This window comes from Streptomyces sp. NPDC041191, assembly GCF_055591945.1.
On the sequence record NZ_JBVIZC010000006.1, the window covers coordinates 168,510 to 186,667 of the forward strand.

At 72.9% G+C, this 18,158-nt stretch carries 15 protein-coding genes; 6 read left to right on the forward strand and 9 right to left on the reverse strand.

Annotated elements, in window-relative coordinates:
• Window positions 1-31: 31 nt before the first annotated feature.
• From ACZ6AQ_RS14140 to leuA, 4 genes are all read right to left on the reverse strand, one after another.
• The gene (locus ACZ6AQ_RS14140) at window positions 32-1,432 is read right to left on the reverse strand and encodes a cytochrome P450 (RefSeq protein WP_468760024.1); all 1,401 of its coding nucleotides are present in this window, start codon (window positions 1,430-1,432) and stop codon (window positions 32-34) included.
• Window positions 1,429-1,743, reverse strand: coding sequence for a phosphopantetheine-binding protein (locus tag ACZ6AQ_RS14145; RefSeq protein WP_468760026.1), 315 nt, complete (start codon window positions 1,741-1,743; stop codon window positions 1,429-1,431). Before ACZ6AQ_RS14145 ends, ACZ6AQ_RS14140 begins: the two co-directional genes overlap by 4 nt.
• Before the next feature lie 54 nt (window positions 1,744-1,797).
• Window positions 1,798-2,568 carry a thioesterase II family protein gene (locus ACZ6AQ_RS14150; RefSeq protein ID WP_468760027.1) on the reverse strand — a complete coding sequence of 257 codons (771 nt, stop codon included), beginning with the start codon at window positions 2,566-2,568 and terminating at the stop codon, window positions 1,798-1,800.
• Between the two features lie 86 nt (window positions 2,569-2,654).
• A complete protein-coding gene (gene leuA / locus ACZ6AQ_RS14155) occupies window positions 2,655-4,400 on the reverse strand; it encodes a 2-isopropylmalate synthase (protein WP_468760029.1) in 1,746 nt (581 codons plus the stop codon).
• Window positions 4,401-4,808: 408 nt separating this feature from the next.
• Here leuA and ACZ6AQ_RS14160 point away from each other — a divergent pair, with 408 nt between their 5' ends.
• Entirely contained in the window at window positions 4,809-5,132 is a 324-nt protein-coding gene (locus ACZ6AQ_RS14160) for a hypothetical protein (protein WP_468760030.1), read from the forward strand.
• On the opposite strand, the gene ACZ6AQ_RS14165 is transcribed toward ACZ6AQ_RS14160, so the two are convergent.
• The 4 genes from ACZ6AQ_RS14165 to ACZ6AQ_RS14180 all read right to left on the reverse strand — a co-directional run bounded on the left by ACZ6AQ_RS14165 (window position 5,096) and on the right by ACZ6AQ_RS14180 (window position 8,911).
• On the reverse strand, window positions 5,096-5,917 hold the full coding sequence (locus ACZ6AQ_RS14165) for a 4'-phosphopantetheinyl transferase family protein (protein ID WP_468760032.1): 822 nt from the start codon (window positions 5,915-5,917) through the stop codon (window positions 5,096-5,098). The genes ACZ6AQ_RS14160 and ACZ6AQ_RS14165 overlap by 37 nt on opposite strands.
• Before the next feature lie 42 nt (window positions 5,918-5,959).
• The gene (locus ACZ6AQ_RS14170; RefSeq protein WP_468760033.1) at window positions 5,960-7,357 is read right to left on the reverse strand and encodes a helix-turn-helix domain-containing protein; all 1,398 of its coding nucleotides are present in this window, start codon (window positions 7,355-7,357) and stop codon (window positions 5,960-5,962) included.
• 157 nt (window positions 7,358-7,514) lie between these two features.
• Window positions 7,515-8,492, reverse strand: a complete 978-nt coding sequence (locus tag ACZ6AQ_RS14175; RefSeq protein ID WP_468760034.1) for a hypothetical protein — start codon at window positions 8,490-8,492, stop codon at window positions 7,515-7,517.
• Window positions 8,493-8,740: 248 nt separating this feature from the next.
• Window positions 8,741-8,911: a hypothetical protein gene (locus ACZ6AQ_RS14180; RefSeq protein ID WP_468760035.1), complete on the reverse strand. Its 171-nt coding sequence runs from the start codon at window positions 8,909-8,911 to the stop codon at window positions 8,741-8,743.
• A 154-nt stretch (window positions 8,912-9,065) separates the two neighbouring features.
• On the opposite strand from ACZ6AQ_RS14180, the gene ACZ6AQ_RS14185 reads away from it, so the two are divergent.
• Window positions 9,066-10,067, forward strand: coding sequence for a LuxR C-terminal-related transcriptional regulator (locus ACZ6AQ_RS14185; protein WP_468760037.1), 1,002 nt, complete (start codon window positions 9,066-9,068; stop codon window positions 10,065-10,067).
• An 82-nt stretch (window positions 10,068-10,149) separates the two neighbouring features.
• Here ACZ6AQ_RS14185 and ACZ6AQ_RS14190 read toward each other — a convergent pair whose 3' ends face one another.
• Window positions 10,150-10,656 carry a DinB family protein gene (locus ACZ6AQ_RS14190; protein ID WP_468760038.1) on the reverse strand — a complete coding sequence of 169 codons (507 nt, stop codon included), beginning with the start codon at window positions 10,654-10,656 and terminating at the stop codon, window positions 10,150-10,152.
• 375 nt (window positions 10,657-11,031) lie between these two features.
• Between ACZ6AQ_RS14190 and ACZ6AQ_RS14195 the strand changes: the two genes are divergently transcribed.
• From ACZ6AQ_RS14195 to ACZ6AQ_RS14210, 4 genes are all read left to right on the forward strand, one after another.
• On the forward strand, window positions 11,032-13,677 hold the full coding sequence (locus tag ACZ6AQ_RS14195; RefSeq protein ID WP_468760231.1) for an AfsR/SARP family transcriptional regulator: 2,646 nt from the start codon (window positions 11,032-11,034) through the stop codon (window positions 13,675-13,677).
• A 144-nt stretch (window positions 13,678-13,821) separates the two neighbouring features.
• Window positions 13,822-14,577, forward strand: coding sequence for a DUF4232 domain-containing protein (locus ACZ6AQ_RS14200; RefSeq protein WP_468760039.1), 756 nt, complete (start codon window positions 13,822-13,824; stop codon window positions 14,575-14,577).
• Window positions 14,578-15,307: 730 nt separating this feature from the next.
• Entirely contained in the window at window positions 15,308-16,885 is a 1,578-nt protein-coding gene (locus tag ACZ6AQ_RS14205) for a S8 family peptidase (protein WP_388693460.1), read from the forward strand.
• A 228-nt stretch (window positions 16,886-17,113) separates the two neighbouring features.
• Window positions 17,114-17,866, forward strand: a complete 753-nt coding sequence (locus ACZ6AQ_RS14210; RefSeq protein WP_468760041.1) for a GntR family transcriptional regulator — start codon at window positions 17,114-17,116, stop codon at window positions 17,864-17,866.
• The last annotated feature ends 292 nt before the right edge of the window (window positions 17,867-18,158 follow it).

Below are 18,158 nucleotides of genomic sequence, written 5' to 3' on the forward strand. Positions count from 1 at the left end.
GGCCCTGCCAAATGAAGCTCGGAAAACCAGGCTAGAACCCGGAATCGACCGTCACCGGCACCTGCTGAGGCAGAACGGAGGCGACTGCCGGGCACCCGGCTTCCGGTGTTTCGGCAGGTCGTACGGCGGAATCGGATCCGGCTGGTGCCGCACCGGCAGCCCGCTGCCCCTCGCAGGGGCGGCCGGCATGCCGCCTCTTCCGAATGGTGACGGGAAAATGGGTCATTCCCGCGATGAAGATCGACCGCAGATGCTGCGGCTCTCCATAGGGTTCGATCGACGCGCACCGCCGGAGGAGTTCCTCGAAGAAGATGCGCAGGGTCATCCGGGCCAGCGGTGCCCCGATGCAGAAGTGCGGCCCGAAGCCGAAGGCGACCTGGCGTTTCGCATTGCCGCGCGTGATGTCGAACCGGTGCGGGTCGGGGAATTGGGACTCGTCCCGGTTGGCCGATCCGATCCACGCGACGACCGCTCCACCGGCGGGGACCGTGCCCCCGCCGATCTCGACGTCGTGCACCGCGTACCGCATGAAGTTGCACGCGGACGACGTCCAGCGCAGCCCTTCCTCGACGAGGTTGGGCACCAGGGACGGGTCGGCGGCGGCCCGCGCGTACTGCTCGGGGTGTTCGACGAGCGCCTGCACCGTGCCCGAGATGGTGTAGGGGGTCGTGATGTTGGCGCCCAGGAGGATGCTGTAGCCGTCGAGGGCGATCTCCTCGTCGGTCAGCGGCGCGTCCCCCGCGCGGACGCTCATCAGGTGGTCGAGCAGACTGCCGTCCTCGCCGCCGTCCGACCGCCGCCGCTTGACCCACTGGGTCACGTAGTCGACGAGTTCGTGGTGGGCGATGGCCAGGGTCGCCGCTTCGCTGCCGAGCTTGAAGTGCGGGTCCGAGGGGGCCATCACCATCGACGTCAGCTGGACGAGTTCGTTCCAGTCCTTCTCCGGGATTCCCAGGAGCGGGCCCGTGACGATCGCGGGCAGGCGCTGCACCTGCTCGCCCAGGTCGAAGGGGGAGCCGTCGAGGGCCGGTTCGAGGAACCGTACGACCGCCCGCCGGATGCCGTCCTCCCAGGACCTCACCGCCCGTGCGGTGAGCTTGGGGGCGATCGGCCTGCGGACCTCGGTGTGCCGGGGCGGGTCGGTGGACGTCAGCAGCACGCCGGCCGCGACGTCGTCCTCCCCGAGGTGCGTGATCACCGTGCCGCGCTCCGAGGTGAATTCCCGGTGGTCGCCGAGCACGCGGCAGACGTCGTCGTAGCGGGTCACCGACCAGAACTCCCGGCCGTCCGCGAGGGTCTGGTGGTGCAGGGGCGCCTCCGCCCGCATCGCGTCCCAGACGCGGTGGGGATCGCCCGACGTGTAGAGGTCCAGGTCGAGCAGATCGACGTCGGCGAGGTCGATGCCGCGGCCGGTGCCCGGTGTCAGCCTCACGCCCGGACCCTGCCCGGTTCGATCAGCTCGGCGACCCGGGCCGGGGTCTGCGCCAGGTAGAAGTCACGTACGGACAGCTGGACTCCGTAATCCTGCGACAGCCGTTCGAGGATCCGGATGCCGATCAGCGAATTCCCGCCGATCTCGAAGAAGTTGTCGTCCGCCCCGACCTCGCGGTCGTCGAGGAACGATGCCCACAGCGCCGCGACCTCCCGCACGAGGGGGGCGGGCGGGCCGGGGTGTGCGGGGGGCCGTTCCGATGTCCCGTCCTGTGCGTCCTGCTGACGGACGGCCTTCGATGACGATTCCATTGTCTGTCGTTCCCTCTCGGTCGGGGTCGATCTCGTACTTCGGGTGGACGGGGGTCACAGCGGTGCCGTCTGCCGGACCCTCGTGATGTCCTCGGCCATGTGCCGAGCCAGGTTCTCCGCCTGCTCGAACAGGTAGAAGTGGCCGCCGGGCAGGTGGTGGAACCGCACGGGCCGGGCGCAGTACGACTGCCATTCGTCGATCAGCTCGGGCGTGGACAGCTCGTCCTCGACGCCCATGAAGACCGACATCGGCACCGTGACGGGCGGTCCCGCCGCGTACGCGTAGGTGTCCACCAGGTGCAGGTCGCCCCGCAGGACGCCGACCATCCAGTCCGCCGTGTCGGGGTCGCTCAGCAGCTCCTCCGGAGTGCCGCCCAGCCTCCGCATGAAGCCGATCAACCGCTCCGACGACCACAGGTCGCGGCGCTCCGAGAAGCGGGCGCACGCCAGTTCGGGCGCGGGCATCGAGGACACCCCGAGCCAGACCGGCGGGAGGCCGGCCCGCTCCAGCTCCCGGACGAGCTCGTATCCGATCAGGGCGCCCATGCTGTGCCCGAACACGGCGTACGGGCCGTTCGCTTCGGCCAGGAAGGCCGGCTTGAGCAGCTCCACGGCCTCCGCCGCGTCACGGCAGTGCGGCCGGTGGGAGGCCGCGCCGCGGCCCGGGAGGTCGACGGCGCGCAGTCGCCAGCCGGGCGGGAAAGCCTGGGCCAGCGGCATGTAACCAGCGGCGGAACCGCCCGCGTGGTGAAGGAAATAGCAGGTCAGCTCCTCGGCGGACCCGTCGGATGACGTCCCGGGACGTTTCCGGAGATCTCTGAACATCGTTGTCTCGCCTCTCTCATGGGCCCGGTCACCGAGCCGGCGGTGCCGTGGCGGGGTGCCCCGGTCCGAAGCGGCGTGCCGCGGTGTTACCGGGCGGCCCGGTTGACCGCGGAGGCGATGGCGCGCACGGCCGCGCCGGCCTCGTCGGAGTGGAGGCCGACACCCCAGACGCTCTCCCCGCCGACCGCGCACTCGGCGTAGACGACCACCGAGGCGTTCCCGGCGCCGGGCGGCTGGACGGTGAGGGACTGCGCCACCACGTCCGCCCCGGCACCCCGCAGCGCCTCGGCGAACGCCTCGCCGCCGTCGGCCCGGAAGGAGCGGGTCGATCCGTCGAGTTCCGCCTCGACCGCGCCGTCCGCCGTGCCGGCCACCCGCAGCCGCGGACCCCCGGCCAGGAACTCCCGGGTGAAGAGCTGCCACACCTGCGCGGCCCCGACCTCGGTGGCGCACTCCTCGCTGTGCCGCTGGACCAGGCGGGAGAACTCCACCTGGAGGCGGCGCGGGAGGTCGAAGCCGTGCCCCGTCTTGAGCAGGTAGGCGACCCCGCCCTTGCCCGACTGGCTGTTGACGCGAATGATCGCCTCGTACGAACGGCCGACGTCCATCGGGTCGATCGGCAGGTAGGGAACGCCCCAGGGGGTCTCGCCGACGAGGGTCCCGGCGCTCCGCGCCGTTCGCTCCATCGAGTCGAACCCCTTCTTGATCGCGTCCTGGTGGGAACCGGAGAACGCGGTGTACACCAGATCGCCCGCGTACGGGTGACGCGGATGGGTCGGCAGCTGCGTGCACTCCTCGGCGACCCGCCGGATCGTGGCGATGTCCGAGAAGTCGATCATCGGGTCGACGCCCTGGGAGAAGAGGTTCATGCCGAGCGTCAGCAGGTCCACGTTGCCGGTGCGCTCGCCGTTGCCGAAGAGGCAGCCCTCCACGCGGTCGGCCCCGGCCAGGACCGCGAGTTCGGCCGCGGCCACTCCCGTGCCCCGGTCGTTGTGCGGGTGCACGGACAGGCTGATGTGCTCGCGACGGCTCAGGTTGCGGTCCATCCACTCGACCTGATCGGCGTACTCGTTGGGCAGGGTGCACTCGACGGTCGCGGGCAGGTTGATGATGATCGGACGCCCCGGACCCGGCTGCCAGACGTCCATGACGGCCTCGCAGATCTCCAGCGCGTAGTCGGACTCGGTCGCGGTGAACGACTCCGGCGAGTACTCGAACAGGATCTCGCCGCCGACGTGCCGCGCCGCGAGCTCGGTGATCAGCCGGACCGCCCGCACCGTCATGCGGAGGATGTCCTCGCGGTCCGCGTCGAACACCACCCGGCGCTGGAGCGGAGAGACGGAGTTGTACAGGTGGACCACGGCGCGCGGGGCGCCCCGCAGCGCCTCGAAGGTGCGCTCGATCAGTTCGGGGCGCGCCTGCATGATGACCTGGATCGTCACGTCGTGCGGGATCAGGTCCTGCTCGATCAGCTCGCGCACGAAGTCGAAGTCGACCTGGCTCGCCGACGGGAAACCGACCTCGATCTCCTTGAAGCCCATGGCGACGAGCTGCCGGAACAGCCGGTGCTTGCGCGCCAGGTCCATGGGCTCGGGCAGCGCCTGGTTGCCGTCGCGGAGGTCCACCGAACACCACAGGGGAGCCTTGCGGAGCTTGCGCGCCGGCCACCGGCGGTCCGGCAGGTCCGGGGCGTCGAAGGGCTTGTAGCGGTGCACCGGCATACCGCTCGGCTGCTGGACGCTCCCGGTCAGGGAGGTGCCGGCCGGGGAGGCGGCGGTCAGGGAGGTGGCGGCCCCGGAGACGGGCCGTTCCACGAGGGTGCTTGACATCATTGGTCCTCTGCTCGAATCGGAAAGGAATGTCCGTGTACTGAGGGGCCCGCTCGCCCCGGGAACCGGCCGGTACGGGCGCCTGCCGCGCCGGAGGTCCGCGCGACGGGGGGGGGCGCACGGCGGGAAGCGGCGGTCACGGGCCCGGTGCGCCTTCGGGGAAGGACGCTCGCCGACACCCCGGCCCGCTTGTACGGCGAACCGGTCGCCATGCGCGACGGGTCAAGACCCTAGGAGCGCCGACGCCCCGGAACCGGAGACAACGGAGGCGACCGGGCGGCGACTTCGGCCCCGTACCGCCGGTCGGATCCGCCTCCGGTTCCCGGGGCGGGGACCAGGACGCCGAATCGCCTCCCCGAAGGTGGTGCGCGCCATTCCCGGGGACTCCGGGCTGCACGTAACCTGAGCCGCATGACAGCCCGTTTGGACGACGAAGACGACGGCGACCGTGAGGGCGTCCCCTCTCCCGGGGAGGAGGTGGCCGGCCAGGAGCGCGACTACTGGGAGAACCGGCGACTCACCCAGGAACTGGACGACGACGAGGCCGGACGGCGGGAGCGGCGCCGGCTGAGGGTGCGGGAGCGGAAGATGCACCTGCGGGTCCGCATGCACCGCTACGCGCGTCAGCAGGACCAGGGACCGCTGCCGGGAGCCCTGGTGTTCCCGCCGTCGTCCGGGGACGACGACCCCTACGACCGTCACGACGACACGAGGTCCGACGACGACCGGTACTGACGGCCGGCCCCCTCGGTCCCCGCCTCCCGGCTCCGGAGCGGGGGGAGACCGGACCGGAGCCCGGGTGAGGCCCGCGACCCGTCGCCGGCGCCCCCTTCACCCGTACGCCGCACCGGCACGGCGATGGCGGTCAGGAGGAGGCCGTCCCTGTGCAGCCAGGTGCCGCTGAAGCCGTCCAGGACCTCCCCGTCCAGCGTGGGCCCCTCGACGAGCAGTCGTGCTTCGAAGGTTCCCGCCGGGTCGATCCTCACGATCGCCTCCTCGAATCCGAGCCAGCGCCCGGTCAGGGGGAACCAGGTCTTGTAGACGCATTCCTTCGCGCTGAACAGCAACCGGTCCCACGCGGTTCCGCAGGCGGGCAGGATCGCCAGGAGGTCGGTTTCCTCGCGGCGCGCGAGCACGTTCAGCAGGCTGTCGCCGTCGGGCAACGGGGCGTTCGGTTCCGCGTCGACGCCCAGCGCGGCGATGTCGCGGTCGTGCGCGACCGCCGCACCCCGGTAACCCGTGCAGTGGGTCATGCTCCCCACGATCCCGGCCGGCCAGCGGGGTTCCCGGTTCTCACCGGGGACCAGGGCCGCGGGAGGCTGCCCGAGCTTCGTGAGCGCGTCACGCGCGCAGGCACGTACGGTCGCGTACTCCGCCCGGCGGGAGGCGACGGCCGCGGCGACGGCGGGCCGCTCCTCGGGGAACAGCACGGCCTCGGCGCCGGCACGGTCGCCCAGCGAGTGAGCGGTCCGGACCGTGGGGGGAAGGATGTGCTCCAGCACGTGCTCTCGATTCTCCATCTGTTCCGTGGACCCGCTCGGCGATCGGGCCCGTGCACGGACTCACGCCGCGTAGGACGGGGACTCCACGCCCGCGGGGGACTGCCAGCGCAGGGGCCCCCTGGATTCGAGCGCGGGAACCGCCGGCGCGGCGCTCTCCGCCAGCAGGTGGCGGACCAGGTTCAGCACGGTGAACCTGGGGGTGCCGCCCGCGTCCCAGCCGGCCGGGCGCACCAGGCCCCGGGTGCACAGCAGGTGGACGGCGCCCAGCGCCGGGTCGCCGACCTGCTCCGGCGAGGCGAAGGCCTGGGCCATGGTCCAGGGGAGCGCATGGGCGGCGAGCCGGCGCAGGACATCGGCGTCGCGCGGACGCAGTGACGTGACGGACGCCCCGAGCACCGCCCGCAGACCGGCGGTGTCGTTGCCGGGCGGGGTGGCGAGCTTGAACGGATCGCGTCCGGCCAGGCTCAGGAGCTGGTCCGGACTGTAGAGGAGGAGCCAGGCGGCGGCGGCCTCGATCGCCCGGGGGATGCCGTCGAGGCTCCGGCAGATGCCGGCGAGCGCGGCCATGACCCGGCTGTCGGCCAGCGCCTCGCGTTCGAGGGAACCGCAGCGCGACAGCATCAGCCGCAGGGCGGGGCCGACGGCCGGTTCACGGCCCGCGGGACCGGCCGGACGGTCTGCCGCGGACAGCGGGAAGACGGGGTAGTCGGTGCCCGCGCCCCCCTTCGAACCCTCGCGGGCCTCGTACAGGACGTGCAGTCCCCGGCACTGCACCAGCAGGCGGCGGAGCGCCGCCTCCGCGCCGGGGCCCATGGTGGCGTCGGGCACCACCAGCAGGACGTGGTGGGAGCCGAAGGCGGTGGCCATACGGTCGGGTTCGGCATCGGCGTCGCCGCGGAGCAGGGCGGCGACATGGGCCTGCAGGCGGTCCGCGGGCCTGCCGGTGGGCTCGCCCTCCGGCTCCGCCCAGACGACCGGCATCTGGGCGGAGGCGTCCATCGCCCCGGCGACCTCCTGGATCAGCCGGGACTTGCCGACTCCGGCCATGCCGACCACCCGGATCAGGCGATGTCCGCCGAACCTGATCAGGCTCATGAGGGCTTCGATGTCGCGTTCGCGGCCGATGGTCGGTTCGAGGACGGCGGGCGGCGGGGTGAGGGAGTCGGCCGGTATGCCGCGGGTGGAGGGCCCGGCGGCCGCTTCCTCGATCCTCGCCCGCTGGACTCCGGTCAGCCGCAGACCGTCCAGCAGCAGGCGGAGGGTTTCCCGCCGGGGGTTCTGGGTGAGGTCGAGTTCGAGATCGCGAATCGTCCGGACGCTGACGGACGACAGGTCGGCGAGCTGGGTCTGGGTGACGCCGATGCGTCTGCGCGCCGCCTTGAGCTCGGCCCCGAGGCTCGGAGACGCCTGGGGGTCCGGCGTCACGGTGTGCTCGTCGCGGTTCTGGGTCGAATTCACAACATCCTCGCCACTGTGTCTCGTGCTGCGGACAGCAAACTGGTTCTGGTCGCGCTCCGTCGCCGCGTCCCTCCCGAAAGCGGTGCCGGCCCGGTCACCGGCACGCGTGATGTCCCACCCCCGGCGCCGTCCGGAAGGAGCCGCGGTCAGGGGGCGTTCAGCCGGCCGACGCCCACGGCTCTTCCCCGTACCGCTCCACCGAGGACAGGGCCGCGGCGTAGTCGCGCTCCACGGTCCGCTCGTCGGCGTGGAGGAGCTGGACCCGGGTCAGCGGCGGAGCCCCGCCCACCACCGCGCCGCGGTAACTCTCCAGTGCCTCCAGTTCCCGCACGAGGCTGCCGAACCTCGCGGAACCGGACGGCGGGGTGGGCAGGGCGACCCAGGCCGCGTGCCGCAGCCGCCGGTAGGGCCTGGCGGCACGCAGCCGGAACCATTCCGGGGCGAGATAGGCGAAGACGGTCCAGTCGGCCTGTCCTTCGCCGATCGCCGTGCGCGTGAGCAGCGGCTCGTCGGTCGCGCAGATGCCCGCGCTCGGGGCGATCCGGACCGGACCGTGCGCGGTGTGCTCGAACTCCGTGCAGGCCGGGCCGTTGCGCAGCCCCGCCGCGTCGAGTCCTGTCAGGGTCAGGTCCACCAGGCGGTCCTGCCGCGAGCCCCGGCGGGCGAGCAGCCTCGCACCGTGCGGCCGTCCGTCCGCTCGCGGCGAGCCGGCCTGCCGCGTCTCCCAGATGTCGCAGATGTAGTGGACCCCGTCCAGGCTCACGGAATGCACCTTGAACCCCGTCGGCCCGGCTGTTTCCGCGGCGTTCCGCCGCGCCGCGCCCCGTCGCACGCCACTGCTGCGCAGGCCCAGGCCCGCGCTCAGAGCCGCGGCGAGCCCGACGCCCGTGCCGAGTCCTGGCAGCACGGCCACCGGTCGGTGGGAGGAGACGCGGTCCAGCGTGTCCGTGAATTGATCGCGGTGCACCACGAGGTCACGGAAGTCGTCGCGGTGCGAGGGCGGCGCACATCCTTCGGGTATCGCCGCGGTGCTTTTCACATGGACAATTTCATAACCCCGTTCCCGGATCGGGGAAACGAGCAGTCGCGCGCTGGAGTAAGCATCGACCAGGGCCACCACGGGCCGATCGGCCATCCCGGCTCCTCCTTCTTTGTGCCAGGCATTTCATTCGGACACCGCCACATCTTTCGGGGACCCGCGGAAGGGCTCGGCCCTCGGTGGCGTGTGCCACGTGCGGCTCCGGTCGCGGGACGGCGCTCGAGGGGAGTCGCGAAGGCGAATCCCGGCGCTCGCCCCGGGGCACCCGGTACCGTGACCGGCCCGCGTTTCCGCATCCGTTCGGACCGCGTCCCGTCCGGACGGCTGCGGGAGCGTGGTGGGAATCAGCCCCACGCGGAGTCGGACGGCGTGGCGGTTTCGGTGCCCTGCGAAGCGGATGCCGCGTATTCGACATTTGCCGGCGTCGCGCTGCCCACAAGGAGATTGACGGCGCCGAAGGCCAGCAGGGCGGCCGTTCCGTGGGCGACAAGGATGATGCGAATGCGGTTAATCATGATTCCCCCTCGACTCAAAAACTGAGTTCACCGTTGCGGTGTTAAGAATCATCCACCGCCGTTCGCCACGAGTGAAGGCTCGAATGGCATCATGAGTGGGCAGTGCAAGAACGTGAAGGGTGGACAAATGTGTACAGAACATGATCAGGTGGGGGTGACGAAGCTCCCTGAGCTGTGCGAGGCAGGCCTGAAGCGCTATCGCGAGGCGCTGGCGGCGGACGGCGCCACGGCGGACCGGATACCCGACTGCCTGATCGAGCTGGGGCTGCTCCGGTTCCTGCCGGACAACCCGGACTCTCTCACTCCGGTCCCCCCGGACCTTGCCGCTGCCTCACTTTCCCGGCCGATCAAGCGGGCCATCGCGGAGCACCAGGACACCCTGATGGCGATCCGCGCCACGATGGCCCGGGCGGAGGCCGTCTACACGGAGGTCCAGCAGGACGGCGACACCTCGATCCAGGTGCTCTCCGGCGAAAGCGTGATCGCGGCCGTCCTGGAAGAGGCGGTGCGGTCCTGCCGCGAGGAGCTGCTGACCGCCCAGCCCAACGGCGGCCGTTCGCCCGAACTCCTCGCCGAGGCCCTGCCGCGCGATCTCGCCCTGGCCGCCCGCGGCGTCAAACAGCGCACGCTGTACCAGCACACGGTACGGGGACACGGCCCCACGCTCTCCTACATCGAGCGGGTGGTGGCCGCGGGCGCGGAGGTCAGGACGATCGACGAGGTGTTCGAGCGGCTGATCGTGTGCGACGGCAAGACGGCCTTCATGCCCGGCCCGCACGACCGCCGCCAGTCCGCGCTGGTCATTCGGCACCCCAGCATCATCGACTATCTGGTGAAGGGCTTCGAGCTGGCCTGGAGCCGTGCGGCGGTCGTGGGCGAGGCCCCTTCCCGGCTGCGCCCGCCGCCCCTCACCAACGAGACCCGGAGGGCCGTGCTGAGGCTCATGGTCGAGGGCTACACCGACGAGGCGATCGCGGGACGCCTGGGCATCAGCAGGCGGACGGTGGGCACCCACGTCCAGAAGACCTCGGAAGTCCTCGGCAGCCGCAGCCGCGCGCAGCTCGCCTACCTCATCGCGCAGACCGACCTCCTGGACCACTCCGACCTGGGTGTCGTGGAGGAGGAAGAGGAGGCTTCGGCCGAGACGGCGATGTGAGGAGCGCCGGCGGCCGGGGCGTCGCCCGCCGGAGGCCGTGACCGCCCCGCCCGGACGTCGGACCGGGCGGCTTCCGCGCCTGTCAGTAGCCGGTCGTGCCGTCGAGCATCTCGCGCAGGATGTCCAGGTGGCCGTTGTGGCGGGCGGTCTCCTCCACGAGGTGGAGCAGGATCCAGCGCAGATCGACGCGGAGACCGTCGCGGATGGTTCGCTCGGCCCGCTCGTCCAGGTCGGTCCCGGCGACCAGTTCGCGGTGGCGGGCGCTCTGTTCGGCGTACTCGTCGAGCAGCCGCGCGAGCGGGAAGTCGACGGCGATCCGCATCTCGCGGTCCGGGTCCTCGTCCGTCATCGGGGCCCGGTCCTCCTCGCCGAGGAAGACCACCCGGAACCAGTAGTACTCGACCCAGCGGAGGTGGTTGATCACTCCGCTCACGGTCATCAGCGGTGAGCCCGGCAGGAGCGCCCTGCGGGCGTTCTCCGCGGAGATGCCCTCGCACTTGGCGCGGGCGGTGTCCCGCGCGTAGTCGAGGAACGTGGTGAGCTGGGTGCGTTCGTCCCACGCGGGCGGTGTGTCGTCGATTCTTGTCATCGCGCGAAGCGTCCCCGATCACCGCGTCCGATGTCGAGGCTTTTACGAAGATCCTCACTCGTTCCCCTTCGCTCCCCTCCCCTCCGATTCCCTCCGCTCCCCTCCGCTCCCCTCCGCTCCCCTCCACTCCCCTCCACTCCCCTCCACTCCCCTCCACTCCTTCTCCGGCGGACGCCGACGGCCCCCCTCCCGAAGGCACCGAGGACCGCACGCCCCGCGGTACCGCCCGCGAGGAGGCCCCGCCCCCGGCGCCCCCGCGTCGTGGTTTCGGTCACCTTGCTCCCGGAGGGCCCCGCTCCGTGCGATCGGCCCCCGTCCCCCACGTATCCTCGACTGCCGGGGAAAACGGGGAGAGTGACAGCGGAGGTACGCAAGGTGGAGTTCCGGCTGCTCGGCTCCGTCGCGATGGTGACGGAGGACGGGGAGGTAGCCCTGGGACCCGCCAAGCGGTCCAGTCTCCTCGCCATGCTCCTCCTGCGGCCCAACAGCGCCGTGAACGTCGGCCAGTTGATCGACGCCCTGTGGGAGGAGGAGCCGCCCGTCCACGCCAAGACCGTCCTCCAGGGGCACGTCTCGCGGCTGCGGGCCCTGCTCGCCGAGCACGGGGCCGAGGCGTACGGGGTCGAGCTGGCCACCCAGGGTTCGGCGTACGTGCTGCGGATGCCGGAGTCGCTGGTGGACGTGCACCGGTTCGAGGAGCTGGTGGGGCTCGCCGGGGTGCAGCGGCAGCCCGCCGACGCGGTGCGGATGCTGCGGGAGGCGCTGTCGTACTGGCAGGGCCCGGCGCTCACCGGCACCGTCCACAGCCGCACCCTGGAAGCGGCCGCCAGCGGGCTGGAAGAGCTGCGGCTCGCCTCCGTGGAGGCGCTGGCGCAGGCGTACGGGCAGCTCGGCGAGCACGCCAGGGCCGCCGCGGTGCTCCGTACCGAGGCCGTCGCCCACCCCCTGCGGGAGTCCCTGGCGGCCGCCCTGATGCTGGCCCTCGGCCGTTCCGGACGCCAGTCGGACGCCATCGACTGGTACCACAGGACCCGCCGGCTGCTCGCCGAGGAGCTGGGCGTCGATCCCGGTGAGGCGCTCTGCGCGGCGTACGCCACCCTGCTCCGCTCCGCCGAGCCCGCCACCGCGCCGCGTCCCGTCGCGGCCGTCCGGGTCCCGGCGCCGGAGGGCCTGCCGCGGGCGCCGCGCGGCTTCACCGGACGCGGCGCCGAGCTGGCCGCCCTCGACCGGGCGGTGCGCGGCGGGGACGGGCCGGTCTGCCTCGTCACCGGCCCCGCCGGCGTCGGCAAGACCTCCTTCGCGGTCCACTGGGCGTACGAGCGGCGCGCGGACTTCCCGGACGGGCGGCTCTTCGCCGACCTGAAGGGGTTCAGCGAGACCCCCGCGCCCGAGACCGCCGCCGTCCTGCGCGACTTCCTGCTCGCGCTCGGCGTCCCGCCGCAGCGGATGCCGGAGGGCGTCGAGGCGCGCGGCGCGCTGTTCCGCTCCCTGACCGCCGAGCGCAGGCTGCTCGTCGTCCTCGACAACGCGCGCTCCTCCGAGCAGGTCCGGCCGCTGCTGCCCGGCGGCGACCACTGCGCGACGCTCGTCACCAGCCGCGACCGGCTCGGCGGCCTCATCGCCTCCGACGCCGCCCGCCCGATGCCGCTCGGCCACCTGCCGGAGGCCGACGGCGCCGCCCTGCTCGCCACCGTCCTCGGCGCGGACCGGATCGCCGCCGAGCCCGCCGCCGCCGCGCGGCTCGCCGGGCTCTGCGACGGGCTGCCGCTCGCGCTGCGGGTGACGGCGGCCCGGCTCGCCGAGCGCCCGGCCTGGACCCTGGGCGCGATGGTCGGCGAACTCGCCGACGAGCAGAGCAGGTTGAGCCTGCTCGACGTGGAGGACCGGGGCGTCTCCGCCGCGCTGCGCCTCACCGTGCAGCAACTGCCCGACTCCGCCGCCCGCATGTTCCGCGCGATCGGCCTGCACACCGGGGCCGACCTGGACCGGTTCGCGGCGGGCGCGCTCGCCGGGACCTCGCCGGTCCAGGCGTCCGCCGACCTGGACCGGCTCGCGGCCGCGCACCTGCTCACCGAGTCCGTTCCCGGCCGCTGGACCCCGCACGACCTGGTGCGCCTCTACGCCCGCCACCTCGCCCCGCAGGCCGACCCCGAGGGGCTGATCCGCCTCCTCGACCACTACCTCTACACGGGCCTGGCGGCCGACGCCGCCGCGGAGCCGGGCTCCCAGCCCTGCTACGCGCTGCCCGCCGACGCCCGGCGGCCCGCCGGGGTCCGGGAGTTCGAGGACCGTACGGCGGCCCTGGAGTGGTACGCGGCGGAGCGCGCCGCGCTGGAGGGCGCGGTCACCGCCGCGGCGGCCCTCGGACTGCACGACCGGGCCTGGCGGCTCGCCCTGGTGCAGTGGCCGCTGATGCTCTCGCGGATCGGGGACGGCTGGACGCCGGTCCTGGAGGCCGGGCTCGCCTCCGCCGAGCAGGTGGGCGACGTCGACGCGCAGTCCCGGGCCCGGGCGCTGCTCGGCTGGGTGCTGCACGCGGAGGGCCGGAACGCCGAGGCGCTCGTCCACCTGGAGAAGGCCCCCGGCCTGGCCGCCCGGGCGGGCGACGCGATCAGCGAGGCGATCGCCTACGTCAACCACGCCGCCGTCCTGGACGCGACCGGCGAGCACGAGCGGGCCGGGCTGCTCATGCTGCACGCGGTCTCCCTCGCCGACCGCACCGGCCACCCCTCCACCCAGGTGCTGACACTCCAGCACCTGGCGGCCCACTGCCTGAAGGCGGAGGAGTACGAGGCGGCGCTCGCCCACGCCCTCCGCGCGGAGGAGCTCGCCGCACCCGACGCGGTCGTCGTACGGGCCAACCTCCAGATCGTCCGGGGCGAGGCGCTGGCCGGGATCGGGCGCCTCGAAGAGGCCGCCGACCAGCTGGAACGCGCCATCGCGGCGTCCGACGCGGCCGGTTTCACCGAGGGCTCGGCGCGGGCGGCCGCCCGTCTCTCGCGCTTGTCAGCGGATCGTTAGCGGCGCGTAAGCGGGACGGCAGTACGACGCGGAAAGCTGGATACAGCACCGAACGACGAACCGGTGCGAAGGCACCGGAAGGGTGCCCCGGCGCGCGAGTACCGAGCGCCCGCCGTCCGACCGCGTTTACGGGGGAGAACCACCATGCGCAACCACCGCAAGAACACCGTCCTGGCCGCCGCCGCCATCACCGCCCTCTCGCTGGGCCTGACCGCCTGCGGGGGCTCCGACACCGGGGCCAAGGACGCGGGCAGCGCCAACGCCGCCGCCCAGCCGTCGGCCGCGACCGCCGGGACCACCGCCGGCCAGACCGCCACCCCGGACGCCGGTTCCGCCGGCGGCTCGGCCGGTGGCTCCACGACCGGCGGCTCCACGGGCGGGGGCTCCACGACCGGCGGTTCCACGGGCGGGGGCAAGACCACCACCGCCTCGACCGGTTCCACCGGCGGCGGCACGTCCTCCACCAAGGCCCCGGCCTGCGCCCGCGGCGACATCAGGGTCACGGCGGCGAAGGCGGACGAGGTCCCGACCGAGCACATCGTCCTCACGGCCACCAACACCTCCGGCCGCACCTGCACCCTCCTGAAGTACCCGCTGCTCGCCTTCGGCCCGATCCAGACGGCCAAGGACATCCCGGCCGTCGCGAAGAGCAAGCCGGCCGCCCCGGTCGTCCTGAAGGCCGGCCAGCCCGCGTACGCCAACGTGCGCGTCGCCCTCGGCGGTGTCCACGAGGACAACAAGGTCGTGACGGAGTTCAACGTGAACCTCTTCGCCGCCGACGGCCCGGCCGAGGGCAGCATCGTCGTCAAGGCCCCGGCCGGCGGCCTCGCGGTCGACGAGGCCGCCGCGAAGACGGGCTACTGGACGCACGAGCTGCGCAACGGCGCCGACGAGTTCTGACCGGTGCGGGACGGGGCCCCGGAGCAGGGGCCCCGCGTCCTCGTCCCGCCCTGTCCACTCCCGTTTCGTCCCGTCCTGTCCGCTCCCGTTCCGTACGGCGGTGCCACGGTGGGGCGCGCAGGACCGTCGCCGCCCGTCCCCTCCCGCCCCCCGAAGAGACCGCGCCGTGCCAGGACCCCCTGGGCGGCGCGGACCTGTTTCCCGGTGCCGCCGGGGGGCGCGTCGCCCGCCCCGGCGGCGCACGGTGCTCGGCGGCGGGGGCAACTCCCCCCTCGTGTCGGCACGATGAATTCCTCCGTGGCGCGAGGGGCGGGAGGGCGACCGGTGCCTCCGCGCGGCCGGGGCCCGGGGAGGCCCCGGTGCTTCGGACAGCCCCAGGTGAGCGCGGTCGCGGGCGGGCCGGCCCGGCGGCGGAGGGCGCACGCGGGCGGAGCCGGGGCCGGGACGGCGGCCGTGTGGCACGCGTGTTGCGGGAAGCCGGGCACCCTTGTGCGATTCCTGTGGATCGGCCAATCTTTCGCTCGACGGCCGGACATGCGAAACGGCGTGTACGCCTCATGTTCTCTTGTCATGTCCATGCCGTAATCGCCGCGACGGCACGCTCCCGCGGCGACGCACCCCCCACGGAAAGCCACCCCCCACAACCCCCCACACAGGCACACCCCCCACGACAACCCCCCACAGAAGCGCGCCGCCACGGAAGCGCGCCCCGATGAGGAGGACCCCTCGCATGTCAGTGATGCGTGACTCGCGTCGCAGAATCGCCACCGCCTCGGCCATCGCCGTCGCCGCCCTCGCCCTCGGCTCCCTCTCCGCCCTGCCCGCCACCGCCGCCCCGGCCGCCCCGGAAGGCGTCATCGAGAACGCCGGGGCCGAGGGCACCGTCCCCGGCAGCTACATCGTCACCCTCGACGAGTCGGCACCGGCCGAGACGGCCGCGGGCCGCGCGGTCGCCGCCAGGTTCGGCGCGAAGATCAAGCGGACGTACACCTCGGCGGTCAACGGCTACTCCGTGCAGCTCTCCGAGGCGCAGGCGAGGAAGCTCGCGGCCGACCCGGCCGTGAAGTCCGTCGTCCAGAACCGGGTCTTCACGATCGACGCCACGCAACCCTCCCCGCCGTCCTGGGGCCTCGACCGGATCGACCAGAAGGCCCTTCCGCTCAACCAGAACTACACCTACCCGGACGCCGGGGGGCAGGGCGTCACCGCGTACGTCATCGACACCGGCGTGCGCATCAGCCACGGCGACTTCGGCGGGCGCGCCGCCAACGGCTACGACGCCATCGACAACGACAACGTCGCCCAGGACGGCCACGGCCACGGCACCCACGTCGCGGGCACCGTCGCGGGCAGCTCCTACGGCGTCGCCAAGAAGGCGAAGGTCGTCGGCGTCCGCGTCCTCGACAACTCCGGTTCCGGCACGACCGAGCAGGTCGTCGCGGGCATCGACTGGGTGACGAAGAACGCCGTCAAGCCGGCCGTCGCCAACATGAGCCTCGGCGGCGGCGTGGACAGCGTCCTCGACGAGGCCGTCCGCACCTCCATCGCCTCCGGGATCACCTACGCGGTCGCGGCGGGCAACGACGGCGCCAACGCCTCCAACTACTCGCCGGCACGGGTCGCGGAGGCCATCACGGTCGGCGCCACCACCAGCTCCGACGCCCGGGCGAGCTACTCCAACTACGGTTCGATACTGGACCTCTTCGCCCCGGGCTCCTCCATCACCTCGGCCTGGAACTCCGGCGACTCCGCCACCAACACCATCTCCGGCACGTCCATGGCGTCCCCCCACGTCGCCGGTGCCGCCGCGCTGTACCTCGCCGCCAACCCGACGGCGACCCCGGCCCAGGTCTCGGCGGCCCTGGCGGCCGCGGCCACCCCGAACGTCGTGACCAACCCGGGCTCCGGCTCCCCGAACAAGCTCCTGTACGTCGGTGACGGCGGCACCACCCCGCCGCCCACCGGCAAGAACTTCGAGAACACCACGGACTACGCCGTCCCGGACCGGGCGACCGTCGAGTCCCCGATCACCGTCACCGGCGTCACCGGCAACGCCCCAGCCGCCCTCAAGGTGCCGGTGAACATCGTCCACACCTACATCGGTGACCTCCAGGTCCAGCTCGTCGCCCCCGACGGTTCGGCGTACACGCTGAAGGCGTTCGGCACCGGCGGCAGCGCGGACAACATCAACACCACGTACACCGTGGACGCCTCCTCGGAGGTCGCCAACGGCACGTGGAAGCTGCGGGTCACGGACAACGCGACCTACGACACCGGAAGGATCGACTCCTGGGGACTGCAGTTCTGACCCGGACCGATCCCGCTCCGCGCCGGAGGCGCGGGGCATGAGCCCCGAGGGGGCGGCCGCCGGCGGGCGGCCGCCCCCTCCGCGTCGTGCGTCCGGCCCGGCGGCAGGCCGTCGGACCGGGGCGACCGCCCAGCTTCATCACTTCGAGTGAAACTCTGGCCCATGCTTGCGGTTCGCGACCCTCGGTTGTCAGTCTGTAGCTGACAGTCAACCTGAGGGGAGTGTCCAGTGACGTTCGGTGAGCAGCCCGCCTACCTGCGCGTGGCGAGCGATCTGAGGGAGAAGATCGCCAACGGCTCGCTTCCGCCTCATACCCGCCTTCCCTCGCAGGCACGCATCCGCGAGGAGTACGGGGTGTCGGACACCGTCGCACTGGAGGCCCGCAAGGTGCTGATGGCCGAGGGGCTCGTGGAGGGCCGCTCGGGCTCGGGGACGTACGTGCGGGAGCGCCCGGTGCCGCGCCGGATCGCCCGCTCCGGTTACCGTCCCGCCACCGGCGCCAGCCCCTTCCGCCAGGAGCAGGCGGCCGAAGGGGCCCGGGGCACCTGGGAGTCGAGCAGCGAGCAGGAGCCCGCGAGCGCCGAGGTGGCCGAGCGGCTCGGCATCGAGCGGGGGGAGCGGGTGATGCGCACGCGGTACGTGTACCGGGACGGCGGCGAGCCCATGATGGTCTCCACCTCGTGGGAGCCCCTGGCCGTCACCGGCCGGACCCCGGTCATGCTGCCGGAGGAGGGCCCCCTGGGCGGCTGCGGCGTCGTCGAGCGGATGGCCGCCATCGACGTCGTCGTGGACAACGTGGTGGAGGAGGTCGGCGCCCGGCCGGGCCTCGCGGAGGAGCTCCTGGCGCTCGGCGGGGTCCCGGGCCACGTGGTGATGGTCGTGGAGCGGACCTACTACGCGTCGGGGCGCGCCGTCGAGACGGCGGACGTCGTGGTCCCGGCCGACCGCTACCGAATCGCGTACCACTTGCCGGTGAAGTGAAGTGAAGTGAAGTGAAGCGACGTGGCGCGATGCGACGCGATGCGACGCGACGTGATGTGGTGTGACGTGTCGTGACGTGAAAGGGGCGGTGGAGTGGTGAGAGGGGCGGGTTTCCCCGTCGCCCGAGCGGGCGCCGGACCGCCACGCCCCGCTTTCTCCGTCCGCGCAGGCCCGTGACGCCCCCGTTCCCTCCGCCCGCGCCGGACGGTCGCACCCCCTCCTTCCGTCCTCGCCCGCCGTCCCGCAGCCGCCCCGGGGCACGGCTTCGGCCTCCCTCCGTCAGTAACCGGCC

What these genes read in the sequence shown, in the direction of transcription:
- ACZ6AQ_RS14145 (WP_468760026.1), bottom strand. Translation starts at nt 1,743, where the DNA reads ATGGAATCGTCATCGAAGGCCGTCCGTCAGCAGGACGCACAGGACGGG.
- ACZ6AQ_RS14150 (WP_468760027.1), bottom strand. Translation starts at nt 2,568, where the DNA reads ATGTTCAGAGATCTCCGGAAACGTCCCGGGACGTCATCCGACGGGTCC.
- leuA (WP_468760029.1), bottom strand. Translation starts at nt 4,400, where the DNA reads ATGATGTCAAGCACCCTCGTGGAACGGCCCGTCTCCGGGGCCGCCACC.
- ACZ6AQ_RS14160 (WP_468760030.1), top strand. Translation starts at nt 4,809, where the DNA reads ATGACAGCCCGTTTGGACGACGAAGACGACGGCGACCGTGAGGGCGTC.
- ACZ6AQ_RS14165 (WP_468760032.1), bottom strand. Translation starts at nt 5,917, where the DNA reads ATGGAGAATCGAGAGCACGTGCTGGAGCACATCCTTCCCCCCACGGTC.
- ACZ6AQ_RS14175 (WP_468760034.1), bottom strand. Translation starts at nt 8,492, where the DNA reads ATGGCCGATCGGCCCGTGGTGGCCCTGGTCGATGCTTACTCCAGCGCG.
- ACZ6AQ_RS14180 (WP_468760035.1), bottom strand. Translation starts at nt 8,911, where the DNA reads ATGATTAACCGCATTCGCATCATCCTTGTCGCCCACGGAACGGCCGCC.
- ACZ6AQ_RS14190 (WP_468760038.1), bottom strand. Translation starts at nt 10,656, where the DNA reads ATGACAAGAATCGACGACACACCGCCCGCGTGGGACGAACGCACCCAG.
- ACZ6AQ_RS14200 (WP_468760039.1), top strand. Translation starts at nt 13,822, where the DNA reads ATGCGCAACCACCGCAAGAACACCGTCCTGGCCGCCGCCGCCATCACC.
- ACZ6AQ_RS14205 (WP_388693460.1), top strand. Translation starts at nt 15,308, where the DNA reads ATGTCAGTGATGCGTGACTCGCGTCGCAGAATCGCCACCGCCTCGGCC.